Origin of the sequence: Tsukamurella sputi (genome assembly GCF_007858445.1) — a bacterium.
GTDB classification, from domain to species: Bacteria; Actinomycetota; Actinomycetes; order Mycobacteriales; family Mycobacteriaceae; genus Tsukamurella; species Tsukamurella sputi.
In genome coordinates this window covers 416,340-429,236 of record NZ_VIGV01000003.1, presented here as the reverse complement: position 1 = coordinate 429,236, position 12,897 = coordinate 416,340, and the positions used below count along the sequence as shown (strand labels likewise).

The window sequence follows — 12,897 nt, the reverse complement described above, 5'->3', positions numbered from 1 at the left end:
TGACCGCAGAACCGCAGACCCTCTCGGCGCCGATGAACCTGTCCTTCGACTACACCCGGTCGCTCGGGCCGGTGCTGGGCGCGTTCATGACGAACCTCCGTGAGCGCCGCATCGTCGGCACCCGGGACGCCGCCGGACGGGTGCACGTCCCGCCACTGGAGTTCGATCCCGACACGACCGCCGCCCTCACCGACGTCGTTCCCGTCTCCGACACGGGCACGGTGACCAGTTGGACGTGGAACGCGCACCCGGTGGACGGCCAGCCCTTCGACCGGCCCTTCGCCTACGCGCTCATCAGGCTCGACGGTGCCGATACCGCGCTCCTGCACGCGGTCGACGTCGCGGGGCCCGAGGAGATCTCGACCGGGATGCGCGTGCACGCCCGCTGGATCGCGGAGACCACCGGCGCGATCGGCGACATCGCCTGCTTCGTCCCCGGGGAGGGCAGCGGGACCCCCGACACCGCCGCGGAGACCGATCCGATCGAGATCCTCACCACCCCCGTCGCCCTGCGGCTCGAGCACTCGGCGTCCGTCCCGGAGACCCGGTACCTGCAGGCCCTCGCCGAGGGCCGACTGCTGGGCCAGCGGTGCGGGACGTGCGGCAACGTCTACGTCCCGCCACGCAACGCCTGCCCCATCGACGGCATCCCCACCACCGAGGAGGTCGATCTCCCGGACACCGGCGTCGTCACCACGTTCTGCGTGGTCAACGTGCCCTTCCAGGGCCAGCGGATCAAGCCTCCGTACGTCGCCGCCTACGTCCTGATCGACGGTGCCGACATCCCGTTCCTCCATCTCGTCCTCGGCTGCGAACCGTCCGAGGTCCGCATGGGCATGCGGGTGCGAGCCGTGTGGAAGCCGCGCGAGGAGTGGACCGAGAGTCCTGGCAACATCTCGCATTTCGAACCAACCGGTGAGCCCGACGCCCCCTACTCCAGTTACGAGAAGCACCTGTGAGCACACGTACCTGCACCGATCCGGACGGCTCCGTCGCCGTCGTCGGATACGCCGCCACCCCCTGGCTGCGCGCCGCGCAGACCACCACCAACGGCGTGGAGATGCTGATCCCGCTGTTCGCCGACGTCTTCGCCCAGACCGGTCTCACCAAGTCCGACATCGGTTTCTGGTGCTCCGGCTCGTCGGACTACCTGGCGGGCCGCGCCTTCTCGTTCATCGCCGCGATCGACTCCATCGGCGCCGTGCCGCCGATCAACGAGTCGCACGTGGAGATGGACGCCGCCTGGGCGCTGTACGAGGCCTGGGTGAAGATCCGCACCGGCGAGGTCGACACCGCCCTCGTCTACGGCTTCGGCAAGTCCTCCGCCGGCGTCCTGCGCCGCACCCTCACCATGCAGTTGGATCCGTACACCGTCGCGCCGCTGTGGCCCGACTCGGTGTCCGTCGCCGCGCTGCAGGCCCGTGCAGGCATCGATTCCGGTGCCTGGACCGAGGCCGACATGGCCGCCGTGGCGGCGCGCAGCCTGGGGGATGCGACTTCGAACCCGGCGGCGCAGTTCTCTCGCACCGTCGATCCCGAGGCACTCCTGAACGAGCCGCTGTGGGCCGATCCGCTGCGACGCCACGACATCGCGCCGATCACCGACGGTGCCGCGGTCGCGATCCTGGCCTCGGCCGAGCGCGCCCGCGAGCTCCGTGAGAATCCCGCGTTCATCACCGGCCTCGAGCATCGGATCGACTCCCCTGCGCTGGGTTCGCGTGACCTCACGCAGTCCCCGTCGACCGAGGCCGCCGCTCGTGCGGCCGGCACCGACGGCGTGCAACTCGCCGAACTGCACGCGCCGTTCACCCACCAGGAGCTCATCCTGCGGTCCGCGATCGGTCTCGGCGACGACGCGCGGATCAACCCGTCCGGCGGTGCGCTCGTGGGGAACCCGATGTTCTCCGCGGGCCTGGCCCGGATCGGCGAGGCGGCCCGCGCCGTCTGGAACGGAGACGCCGACCGCGTCCTCGCACACGCCACCAGCGGGCACGCCCTGCAGCAGAACCTGATCGCAGTGATGGAGGCCAAGTGATGGGCAAGCCCACCGCCGTACTCGGAACGGGCCAGACCCGTCACCGCGCCAAGCGCACCGACGTCTCGATGGCCGGCATGATCCGCGAGGCCGTCGACGCCGCGCTCGCCGACGCCGGCACGACGATGGCGGACATCGACGCGATCGTGATCGGCAAGGCGCCGGACATGTTCGAGGGCGTGATGATGCCCGAGCTGTTCCTCGCCGACGCGCTGGGCGCCGTCGGCAAGCCGCTGCTGCGCGTGCACACCGCCGGTTCGGTCGGCGGCTCCACCGCCGCCGTGGCGGCGGCTCTCGTCAAGGCGGGCGTCCACAAGCGCGTGCTGACGGTGGCGTGGGAGAAGCAGTCCGAGTCGAACGCCATGTGGGCGCTGTCGATCCCGGTGCCCTTCACCGTGCCCGTCGGCGCGGGCGCGGGCGGCTACTTCGCCCCGCACGTGCGCTCCTACATCCGCCGCTCGGGCGCCCCCGACCACGTCGGCGCGATGGTCGCGGTGAAGGACCGTCGCAACGGCGCCCGCAACCCGCTCGCGCACCTGCACCAGCCCGACATCACACTGGAATCGGTGCAATCCTCCCAGATGCTGTGGGACCCCATCCGATTCGACGAGACCTGCCCGTCGTCCGACGGCGCGTGCGCGATCGTCCTGGGCGACGAGGACGCCGCCAAGGCCTCGGAGGCCGCCACGGGCAACCGCGTCGGCTGGGTGCTCGCGACCGCCATGCGGACCGAGCCTCTCGCCTACGCCGGCCGCGAACACGTCAGCCCGCAGGCCGGCCGGGACGCCGCCGCGGCGCTCTGGCGCGACGCCGGCATCACCGACCCGTTGCGGCAGGTCGATGCCGCGGAGATCTACGTGCCCTTCTCCTGGTTCGAGCCGATGTGGCTGGAGAACCTGGGCTTCGTGCCCGAGGGCCAGGGCTGGAAGCTCACCGAGTCCGGGGGCACCGAGATCGGCGGGGAGCTGCCCGTGAATCCGTCCGGCGGCGTGCTGTCGTCCAACCCGATCGGCGCGTCGGGCATGATCCGGTTCGCCGAGGCCGCCAAGCAGGTCATGGGCCGGGCCGGGAACTACCAGGTCGACGGTGCCCGCACCGCCCTCGGGCACGCCTACGGCGGTGGCTCGCAGTACTTCTCGATGTGGCTGGTGGGCGCGGACAAGCCTGCGTGAGCTGAGCCGGTTCACCGGCGCCCGATGATCGCCGGGCGAGGACAGGACCGAAGAAGGCACCCGCATTGAGCGCACTGGTCGCGAATGCACCTCCCATGGTGGGCGCCTCCGACGATCAATCGCGTTCCGACACGAGCGCGGCTACGGGCAGCTCCGCCACCACTGTGTTGCGGACGAACCGCTCCGGTGTGCCGGGCGCCAGGCGCCCGACGAAGCGCCGAGCACCGTCGTTGTCCTCCTGCATGGTGGCCCGGAAAGTCGCGATCCCGGCTGCCCGGGCGAGCCCGGCGAGGGCGAGCATCAGGTCGCGACCGAGTCCGCTGCGCTGCCGGTCGTCGGCGACGATGATCGCGATTTCGGCGATGCCGGACGCCGGATCGCCGCACGCGTCACGGGCGAAACGCGCGACGCCGGCTATCCCGCGCTCGTCGACCGCGACCACCGCCTCGCGGCAGCCGGGTTCCAGGCCTAGCAGCAGGTCGAGTGTGGCCGGCGTGAGCATCTTCATCGGCCCATGGAACCGGGTGCGCGCGGTCTCGGGCGACACCCGGAGCGGAAAGGACTCGAGCGCCGTCCGATCCTCGGCCCGGAGCGGCCGAATGGTGGTGCCCACCGTCTCAGTACAGCGGACACCACCACCCGTGACAAGGCCTACTCGTAGGCGACCTTCCAGTGCTTGATGCCGTTGAGCCAGCCCGACCGCAGGCGCTGCGGCGGCTCGAGCTCACGGAGGTTGGGCATCACGTCCGCGATCGCCTTGAACATGAGGTCCATCTCGAGGCGGGCGAGGTTCGCGCCCACGCAGTGGTGGGTGCCGGAACCGCCGAAGCCGACGTGCGGATTCGGATCGCGCAGGATGTTGAAGGTGTAGGGGTCCTCGAAGGCGTCCTCATCGAAGTTCGCGGAGGCGTAGAACAGTGCGACGCGCTGACCCTTCTTGATCAACTGCTCACCGAGCTGGACGTCCTCGAGCGCCGTGCGCTGGAAGACCGACACCGGGGTGGCCCAGCGGACGATCTCATCGGGGGCCGTGCGCGGGCGCTGCTCCTTGTAGATCTCCCACTGCTCGGGGTAGTCCACGAAGGCCTTCATGCCGTGGCTGATCGCGTTGCGCGTGGTCTCGTTGCCGGCCACGGCGAGCAGGAGCACGAAGAAGGCGAACTCGTCACTGCCGAGCGACTCGCCGTCGATATCGGCCTGGATGAGCGAGGTCACGATGTCGTCCATCGGACACTTCCGGCGCTCCTCCGCGAGGTTCCACGAGTAGCCCGTGAACTCCGTCATCGCCTCGAGGTAGTTCCCCTCGAACTCGGGATCGTCGTAGGCCATCATCGAGTTGGACCAGTCGAAGAGCTTCTTGCGATCCTCCTGCGGCACGCCGAGGAGTTCCGCGATCGCCTGCAGGGGCAGCTCGGACGCGACCTGCTCGACGAAGTCCCCGCCGCCGGTCTTGCGGGCCTCGTGCACGATCTGCTCGGCGCGCTCCGCCAGTGCGTCGTGCAACGACTGCACGGCCTTGGGGGTGAACCCCCGGGAGATGATGCGGCGGGTCTTGGTGTGCTGCGGTGGGTCCATGTTCAGCAGGAGCATGCGCTGCATGTCGATCTGCTCGCGCTCGATCTCCGGGCCGAAGCGCACGATCGCGCCGTTCTCCCAGTTCGAGTACTGCTTCGGGTTGCGCGAGATGGCCTTGATGTCCTCCAGCTTGGACACCACCCAGAAGCCACCGTCGTCGAACCCGGTGGTGCCGGGCGGGATGTCCTGCCACCACACCGGAGCCGAACGCCGCAGCTCGGCGAACTCGGACTCGGGCCGCCCCTCCGACCACAGGTCGGGGCTGGTGAAATCGAACCCCGCGGGGAAGTGCACGCTCACGCCGCCTCCTCAAGCGTCTCCACCCGGTCTCTAGCCAGGCGTAGTTGAAACATGTTCTACTCATTGAAGCACACCCCGTCCGCTCGTGAGCTAGATTGCGAAGGACGCTGTTTGCACAGCAGTTACACAGGGACGAATGAGTCTCGGCGCCATCACATAAGGCTCGACAGAGCTCCTAACGCGCGCCACAATCGAGAACGTGCTCTACCCATCCGGGTGGAGCCGAGAATGTGAGGAACGACCGACATGGGCATCCCCGTCATCGTCGACGCCGTCCGCAGCCCCATCGGCAAGCGCGGCGGCTGGCTCAGCGGCCTGCACCCGGCCGAACTCCTCGGCGCCACGATCACCGCGCTGATCGACCGGGCCGGGATCGATCCCGCCCAGGTCGAGCAGGTCATCGGCGGCAACGTGACCCAGGCCGGCGAGCAGGCCGGCAACATCACCCGCACCGCTTGGCTCAACTCGGGCCTGCCGGAACTGACCGGCGCCACCACCATCGACGCGCAGTGCGGCTCGGCACAGCAGGCGACGGGACTCATCGCGGGACTCATCGCGACCGACGCGATCGCCGCCGGCATCTCCTGCGGCGTCGAGTCGATGAGCCGTATCCCCCTCGGCGCGAACCGGCCGGAGGGGCTCGGCAACTCCCGCCCCCCGTCGTGGACCATCGACATGCCCAACCAGTTCCTCGCCGCCGAGCGGATCGCCGAGCGCCGCGGTCTCACGCGCGGGGACATCGACGCCTTCGGCCTCGCCTCGCAGCGCAAGGCACTGCAGGCCTGGGAGGAGGGCCGCTTCGACCGCGAGGTGGTCGCACTGAAGGCGCCAGCCATGGCCGACGGCGCCCCGACGGGCGAGACGATCGAGGTGTCGCGCGACCAGGGCCCGCGCGAGAGCACGGCCGAGGGGCTCGCCAAGCTCAAGCCCATGCTCGACGGCGGTCGCCACACGGCGGGCACGTCCTCCCAGGTGTCCGACGGTGCCGCCGCCGTCCTGCTGATGGACTCGGACCGCGCCGCCGCGCTCGGACTGAAGCCGCGCGCCCGCATCGTCTCGCAGGCCCTCGTCGGCGGTGAGCCGTACTACCACCTCGACGGGCCGATCCGCGCCACCGAGCGGGTCCTCGAGCGCTCCGGGCGTGCGCTGAGCGACATCGACCTGTTCGAGGTCAACGAGGCCTTCGCCTCCGTCGTCCTGTCCTGGCAGCAGGTGATCGGGCCCGACCCCGACAGGGTCAACGTCAACGGCGGGGCGATCGCCCTCGGCCACCCCGTCGGCTCCACCGGAGCCCGCCTCATCACCACGGCCCTGCACGAGCTGGAGCGGCGTGACGCGTCGACGGCCCTGATCGCGATGTGCTGCGGTGGTGCGATGGCCACGGGCACGATCATCGAGCGGATCTGACGGCATGCGCGTTGCAGTCACCGGCGCAGCCGGATTCGTCGGCGGAAACCTCCTGCGGCAACTGGTCGAACAGGGACACGAGGTGATCGCGATCGATCGCACCTCGTCGCCGCACGCACCCGAAGGCGTGCGCTGGGTACGGGCGAGCGTCCTGGACGCCGACGAGATGCGCTCCGCACTCGACGGCGTGGAAGTGGTCTACCACCTGGTCGCCATGATCACCCTGCGCATGGAGGACGAGAAGGCCTGGCACCTGAACACGGTGGGCGTGCGCACCGTCGCGCGCGCGGCCCTGGCGGCGGGCGTCCGCAAGATGGTGCACCTCAGCTCCATCCACGCCTTCGACCAGGATCTCGTGGACGTCATCGACGAGACCGCGCCGCGGTCCGAGCGACCGGAGATCCCCGTCTACGACCGGTCGAAGTGGGCCGGCGAGCAGGAGCTCCGCAAAGTCATCGACGACGGCCTGGACGCCACGATCTGCAATCCCACCGGCGTGTGGGGCCCGGCCGACCACGGCGCGCCCCTCTCCCGCCTGAATCTGCTCGCACACAAGGCAGCCCGCGGGCGCATGCCCGCGTTCGTGTCCAAGGCGGGCTTCGACCTCGTCGACGTGCGTGATGTCGCCGCTGGGGTCGCGCTCGCGGCGGAGAAGGGCAGGACGGGCGAGAACTACCTGCTCGGGGGCGAGTTCACGCCGATCATCGACGCCATGCACGTCGCCGCTCGGGCCGCCGGCCGGTCCGGCCCACGCATCGCCGTTCCCATCGGGGCGCTGGCCGCCGTCATGCCCGTGCTCGAACCCGTCGGCGCAGCCCTGGGATCCGACGTGCTCTCGAAGGCGGCGCTCGGCCCCCTGTTCGCCTCACCGCTCGTCGACATCTCCAAGGCGCGCAACGAGCTCGGCTACACGCCCCGGCCGATGGCCACGACGGCGACCGAGCTGGTGCGGTTCTTCACCGAATCGGGGCGTCTGAGCACGCGCTCCTGACGCTCGCCACCGGACTCGGCCCACCCCTCGCGAGACGCGGCCGGCCGCGCGGATCCCCTCCTGCGCGGCCGGCATCGTCGTTTCCGGGGTCAGGCGCCGTAGACGGGCTCCGGAGCCGCCGCCTCGCCGAGGAGGCCCCGCACCACGTCACCCAGCTCCGCCGGCTCCCAACGCGCACCCTTATCGCGCTGCGGGCCGTGCCGCCAGCCCTGCGCGATCGACACCTTGCCTCCCTCGACCTCGAAGACCCGCCCCGTGACATCGGACGAGTCCACGCTGCCGAGCCACACCACGAGCGGCGAGATGTTCTCGGGCGCCATCGCGTCGAAACCATCCTCCGGAGCGGCCATGTCGTCCGCGAAGGTCACCTCGGTCATCCGGGTCCTGGCCGCCGGCGCGATGGCGTTCACCGTGATGCCGTAGCGGCCCATCTCGGCGGCGGCCTGGATCGTCATCTCCGCGATGCCCGCCTTGGCGGCCGCGTAGTTGCCCTGCCCGACACTGCCCAGGAGACCCGCGCCGGAGCTGGTGTTGATCACCCGCGCATCGGGCTGCCGGCCCGCCTTGGACTCGTCCCGCCAGTACGCCGCGGCGTGCCGCAGCATCGCGAAATGCCCCTTGAGATGCACGCGGGTCACCGCGTCCCACTCCGCCTCGGACATGTTCACCAACATCCGATCACGCAGGAAGCCGGCGTTGTTCACCAGCACGTCCAGCCGGCCGAACTCGTCGATCGCGGTGCGCACCAGCGCGTGCGCGCCGTCCCAGTCGGCCACGTCGGAGGCGTTCGCGACCGCTCGCCCGCCCGCGGCGCGGATCTCGTCCACGACCTGCTGCGCCGGCCCCGACGAGGCATCGGCACCGTCGAGGCCCACGCCGTAGTCGTTGACGACCACCGCCGCGCCCTCCGCGGCGAAGGCGAGCGCGTGCGCGCGGCCGATACCCCGGCCCGCGCCGGTGACGATGACGACGCGACCGTCGACGATTCCTGTCATTGTTCTTCTCCTCGTTGTTGGTTCAGGACTACCGCGCGTCGCGCTCGGCGTTCGCCGCGGTCAAGAAGGCGGGGCGTTCGCCGCCACCGTGCACGAGCAACGTCGCTCCACTGACGTAGGACGCGAGAGGCGAGGCGAGGAAGGCCGCGCACGCGCCCACCTCCTCCGGGTCGGCGAGTCGCCCGAGGGGGACGGTTGCGCCGATCGCCGCGATACCGGCGTCGTCGCCGTAGTGCTGCTCAGCGGCTTCGGTGCGCACCATGCCCACGTCGAGGGCGTTCACCCGCACCGCGGGCGCCCACTCCACGGCGAGACTGGTGGTGAGCGAGTCGAGCCCGGCCTTCGCGGCGCCGTAGGCCGCGGTGCCGGGCGACGGCCGGGTGGCGCTCACGCTCGAGATGTTCACGATCGCACCGCGTCCCGCCTCCTGCATGACCGCGTTCGCCTTCTGCGCCACCAGGAGTGGGGCGAGCAGGTTCAGCCCGACGACCTTCTCGTGGAACCGCGGCGAGGCGGTCGCCGCCTCCGAGTACGGGGCGCCACCCGCGTTGTTGACGAGCACGTCGAGCCGTCCGTGCCGCTCGACGATGCCGGCGATCAGCGCTTCCACCTGCTCGGGTTCTCGGACGTCGGCGGCGACGAACTCGGCAACGGCACCGTCGGCCTCCACCGGGCTCGCGGGTTCGCGCCGAGCGCACACGACCACCGTGGCGCCGTGCCGAAGGAAGACGCGCGCGATCCCCGCCCCGATCCCCCGCACCCCGCCGGTGATCAGTACCACCGCACCGTCGAGCCCGAGACCCTTCGACACCGCTGCGCTCACAAGATTCCCCACTTCCCATTCCGGCTGACAGGGCTTCGGTGGTAGCGTACCAAGCAATTGCTAGGTTTAGATCACGTTCTACCTGTCTACCTCGAAGGAGTCGGTGTGTCTTCACCGATCACGACCACAGTCGGCGAGCCCGGGATCCACACGATCACCGTCGACGCACCGCCCGTCAACGCCCTCACCGTGCAGGGCTGGTTCGACCTCGCGAACGCCATCACCGAGGCGGGCCGCGACCCGTCGTGCCACGTCGTCGTGGTGCGCGCGGAGGGCCGAGGCTTCAACGCGGGCGTCGACATCAAGGAGATCGACGCCGCCCAGGCCGCGGGAGACGGCTACGGCGCACTGATCGGCGCGAACCACGGCTGCGCCGCCGCCTTCTCGGCGGTCTACGACTGTGCCGTTCCGGTGATCGTCGCGGTGAACGGCTTCTGTCTGGGTGGCGGCATCGGCCTCGTCGGCAATGCCGACGTGGTGGTCGCCTCGGACGACGCCACCTTCGGCCTCCCGGAGGTGGACCGCGGTGCACTCGGCGCCGCAACGCATCTGGCCCGCCTGGTGCCCCAGCACCTCATGCGCACGCTCTACTTCACCGCCGGAACCGTGACCGCGCAGCAGCTCCACCACTTCGGATCGGTGTACCGCGTGGTGCCCCGCGCCGAGCTGGACGAGGCCGCGCTGGAGGTGGCCCGCGCCATCGCCGCGAAGGACACCCGGGTGATCCGCAAGGCCAAGGAGGCCATCAACGGCATCGACCTGGTGAACGTGCACACCAGCTACCGGTTCGAGCAGGGATTCACCTTCGAACTCAATCTCGCGGGGTACTCGGACGAGCACCGGCACGAGTTCGTCGCGACGGGGCGCACCGTGAACGAGGCTGCTGAGGCCCAGGACACACAGCAGGAGAAGGCATGAGCGACAAGATCATGACCGCCGAACAGGTGGTCGCGGAACTCGAGGACGGCATGACGCTGGGCATCGGCGGCTGGGGCTCGCGGCGCAAGCCGATGGCCCTGGTGCGGGCGATCCTCCGATCGGACCTCAAGGACCTCACCGTGGTGTCCTACGGCGGGCCCGACGTGGGCCTCCTGGCCGCGGCGGGGAAGATCCGCAAGCTCGTCTTCGGCTTCGTCACCCTCGACACCGTCCCCATCGACCCGAACTTCGCCCGCGCCCGGCAGGCCGGGGCGATCGAGGTGGCGGAATGGGACGAGGGCATGTTCGCCGCCGGTCTCAAGGCCGCCGTGCAGCGTCTCCCCTTCCTCCCCATCCGCGCGGGCCTCGGTTCGTCGGTCATGGACGTCAATCCCGATCTGCGCACTGTGGTCTCGCCCTACGCCGACGGCGAGGAACTGGTCGCGGTCCCGGCACTGCGTCTCGATGCCGCACTCGTGCACATGAACCGCGCCGACGCCCGCGGCAACGCCCAGTACCTGGGCCCGGATCCGTACTTCGACGACGACTTCGCCCTCGCGGCGGACCGCTGCTACGTGTCCTGCGAGCGCATCGTCCCCACCGAGGAGCTCGTTGCCGGCGGCCCCGTCCAGTCCCTGCTCATCAATCGCAGTGCGGTCACCGGCGTCGTGGAGACGCCGAAGGGCGCGCACTTCACCACCGCCGTTCCGGACTACGGGCGGGACGAGAAGTTCCAGCGGCACTACGCCGCGAGCGCCAAGGACCCCGAGGCGTGGGCGGCGTTCGAGCAGCGCTTCCTCAGCGGCGGCGAGGCGCACTACCAGGCTGAAGTAGCCGCATGGGCCACCGAATCGGCGGAGCAGGAGAAGAAATGACCGACATCACCCGCGCCGAGGTCTGCGTGACGGCGATCGCCGATCTGTTCCGGGGCGACGGCGAGATCACCGCCAGCCCCATGGGCCTGATCCCCTCGCTCGGTGGCCGTCTCGCCCGCCTGACCTTCGCCCCCGATCTGCTGCTCTCCGACGGCGAGGCCTACCTGATCGCCGACGCCGCGAATCCCGCCGCGGGCATCGAGGGCTGGCAGCCCTTCAAGAAGGTGCTCGACGTGGTGGTGCCGAACGGCAAGCGTCACGTGATCATGGGTGCCAGTCAGATCGACCGGTACGGCAACCAGAACATCTCCGCCATCGGTGAGCACCGCGCACCGTCGCGCCAGCTGCTGGGTGTGCGCGGCGGCCCCGGCAACACCGTCAACAACCGCACGTCGTACTGGATCCCCAAGCACTCGCCGCGCGTCTTCGTCGACTCGGTCGACGTCGTGAGCGGCGTGGGCTACGACCGCGCCCGGGCGGCCGGACCGGCCGCCTCGCGGTTCCACGACGTGCACCGCGTCGTCACCGATCTCGCCGTCCTCGGCTTCGGCGACGACGGCGCCATGACTCTGCTGTCTGTGCACCCCGGCGTCACCGAGACCCAGGTACGCGAAGCCACCGGCTTCGAGCTCGCGGGCTCGGACGTGCCGGAGACCCGCGTGCCCACCGCCGAGGAGCTCGAGCTCATCCGCACCGTGGTGGATCCGAAGAACCTGCGCAGCAAGGAGGTCCCGGCATGACGCTGCGGACCCGGTTCACCGAGCTGGTCGGCGTCCAGCATCCCGTCGTGCAGACCGGCATGGGATGGGTCTCGGGGGCGCATCTCACCTCCGCCACCGCGAACGCGGGCGGCCTGGGCATCCTCGCCTCGGCGACGATGACCTACCCCGAGCTGGAGGTGGCCATCCGGAAGACCAAGGAGCGCACCGATAAACCCTTCGGTGTGAACCTGCGGGCCGACGCCGAGGATGCGCAGCAGCGGGTCGACCTGCTGATCCGCGAGGGCGTGAAGGTCGCGTCCTTCGCGCTCGCCCCGCGCAAGGAGATGATCGCGCAGCTCAAAGACGCCGGGCTGGTGGTCATCCCGTCCGTCGGTGCCGCGCGGCACGCGGAGAAGGTCGCCTCCTGGGGCGCCGACGCCGTGGTGGTGCAGGGTGGCGAGGGTGGCGGTCACACCGGGGGCGTCGCGACGACCCTGCTGCTGCCCTCGGTGCTCGACGCCGTGGACATCCCCGTGGTCGCCGCCGGCGGCTTCTTCGACGGTCGCGGCCTCGCTGCGGCGCTCGCCTACGGCGCCTCGGGCGTCGCCATGGGCACCCGCTTCCTGCTCACCCGCGACAGCCGGGTGCCCGAGTCCGTGAAGGCCGAGTACCTGCAGCGCGGGCTCGCCGACACCGTGGTGACGACCAAGGTGGACGGGATGCCGCACCGCGTGCTGCGGACCGCACTGGTCGATGCACTCGAGCGCTCGCACGGCGTTGCGACGCTGGCACACGCCGCCCTGAACACCGTGCGGTTCCAGGCACTCACGGGCGTCTCCTGGAAGGGGCTCATCAACGAGGGGCTGGCGCTCAAGAAGGGCGGCGACCGCACGTGGAGCCAACTCATGATGTCGGCCAACACACCGATGTTGCTGCGCGCAGGCCTCGTCGAGGGGAACACCGACGCCGGCGTCCTCGCCTCGGGGCAGGTGGCCGGGATCATCGACGATCTGCCGACCGTTGCCGAGCTCATCGAGCGGATCGTGACGGAGGCCGAGGAGCGCTTGGACGCGCTCTCCGGCCTCCGGTCCTGATCGTGTCGCGG

Annotated in this window: 13 protein-coding genes; 9 read left to right on the top strand and 4 right to left on the bottom strand. The window is 70.3% G+C overall.

The window, feature by feature from the left end; genetic code table 11:
- Nucleotides 1-32: 32 nt before the first annotated feature.
- Genes FK268_RS11575 through FK268_RS11565 form a run of 3 tightly spaced genes read left to right on the top strand, consistent with a single transcriptional unit; the run spans nt 33 to nt 3,207 of the window.
- The gene (locus FK268_RS11575; protein WP_146434554.1) at nt 33-959 is read left to right on the top strand and encodes a Zn-ribbon domain-containing OB-fold protein; all 927 of its coding nucleotides are present in this window, start codon (nt 33-35) and stop codon (nt 957-959) included.
- Nucleotides 956-2,035, top strand: coding sequence for a thiolase family protein (locus tag FK268_RS11570; RefSeq protein WP_146434096.1), 1,080 nt, complete (start codon nt 956-958; stop codon nt 2,033-2,035). Before FK268_RS11575 ends, FK268_RS11570 begins: the two co-directional genes overlap by 4 nt.
- Nucleotides 2,035-3,207, top strand: coding sequence for a thiolase family protein (locus FK268_RS11565; RefSeq protein WP_146434094.1), 1,173 nt, complete (start codon nt 2,035-2,037; stop codon nt 3,205-3,207). The genes FK268_RS11570 and FK268_RS11565 overlap by 1 nt, the downstream gene beginning before the upstream one ends.
- Nucleotides 3,208-3,322: 115 nt before the next feature.
- Here the strand turns inward: FK268_RS11565 and FK268_RS11560 are convergent, their stop codons facing one another.
- Nucleotides 3,323-3,820, bottom strand: a complete 498-nt coding sequence (locus FK268_RS11560; protein ID WP_146434092.1) for a GNAT family N-acetyltransferase — start codon at nt 3,818-3,820, stop codon at nt 3,323-3,325.
- Nucleotides 3,821-3,858: 38 nt separating this feature from the next.
- On the bottom strand, nt 3,859-5,082 hold the full coding sequence (locus FK268_RS11555) for a cytochrome P450 (RefSeq protein ID WP_146434090.1): 1,224 nt from the start codon (nt 5,080-5,082) through the stop codon (nt 3,859-3,861).
- Nucleotides 5,083-5,328: 246 nt separating this feature from the next.
- Between FK268_RS11555 and FK268_RS11550 the strand changes: the two genes are divergently transcribed.
- Both FK268_RS11550 and FK268_RS11545 read left to right on the top strand, forming a co-directional pair.
- Nucleotides 5,329-6,489 carry a steroid 3-ketoacyl-CoA thiolase gene (locus FK268_RS11550; RefSeq protein ID WP_146434088.1) on the top strand — a complete coding sequence of 387 codons (1,161 nt, stop codon included), beginning with the start codon at nt 5,329-5,331 and terminating at the stop codon, nt 6,487-6,489.
- Between the two features lie 4 nt (nt 6,490-6,493).
- Nucleotides 6,494-7,480: an NAD-dependent epimerase/dehydratase family protein gene (locus FK268_RS11545; RefSeq protein ID WP_146434086.1), complete on the top strand. Its 987-nt coding sequence runs from the start codon at nt 6,494-6,496 to the stop codon at nt 7,478-7,480.
- A gap of 89 nt (nt 7,481-7,569) precedes the next feature.
- Here the strand turns inward: FK268_RS11545 and FK268_RS11540 are convergent, their stop codons facing one another.
- Both FK268_RS11540 and FK268_RS11535 read right to left on the bottom strand, forming a co-directional pair.
- Nucleotides 7,570-8,475 carry an SDR family oxidoreductase gene (locus tag FK268_RS11540; RefSeq protein ID WP_146434084.1) on the bottom strand — a complete coding sequence of 302 codons (906 nt, stop codon included), beginning with the start codon at nt 8,473-8,475 and terminating at the stop codon, nt 7,570-7,572.
- A gap of 28 nt (nt 8,476-8,503) precedes the next feature.
- Entirely contained in the window at nt 8,504-9,286 is a 783-nt protein-coding gene (locus FK268_RS11535) for an SDR family oxidoreductase (RefSeq protein WP_146434082.1), read from the bottom strand.
- A 117-nt stretch (nt 9,287-9,403) separates the two neighbouring features.
- On the opposite strand from FK268_RS11535, the gene FK268_RS11530 reads away from it, so the two are divergent.
- The 4 genes from FK268_RS11530 to FK268_RS11515 are packed head-to-tail and all read left to right on the top strand — an operon-like array spanning nt 9,404 to nt 12,886.
- Nucleotides 9,404-10,216: an enoyl-CoA hydratase family protein gene (locus FK268_RS11530; RefSeq protein ID WP_146434079.1), complete on the top strand. Its 813-nt coding sequence runs from the start codon at nt 9,404-9,406 to the stop codon at nt 10,214-10,216.
- Complete coding sequence (locus tag FK268_RS11525) at nt 10,213-11,091, top strand: CoA transferase subunit A (RefSeq protein ID WP_146434077.1); 879 nt, start codon at nt 10,213-10,215, stop codon at nt 11,089-11,091. The genes FK268_RS11530 and FK268_RS11525 overlap by 4 nt, the downstream gene beginning before the upstream one ends.
- The gene (locus tag FK268_RS11520; RefSeq protein WP_146434076.1) at nt 11,088-11,831 is read left to right on the top strand and encodes a CoA-transferase subunit beta; all 744 of its coding nucleotides are present in this window, start codon (nt 11,088-11,090) and stop codon (nt 11,829-11,831) included. Before FK268_RS11525 ends, FK268_RS11520 begins: the two co-directional genes overlap by 4 nt.
- Entirely contained in the window at nt 11,828-12,886 is a 1,059-nt protein-coding gene (locus FK268_RS11515; RefSeq protein ID WP_146434074.1) for an NAD(P)H-dependent flavin oxidoreductase, read from the top strand. The genes FK268_RS11520 and FK268_RS11515 overlap by 4 nt, the downstream gene beginning before the upstream one ends.
- Nucleotides 12,887-12,897: the final 11 nt, after the last annotated feature.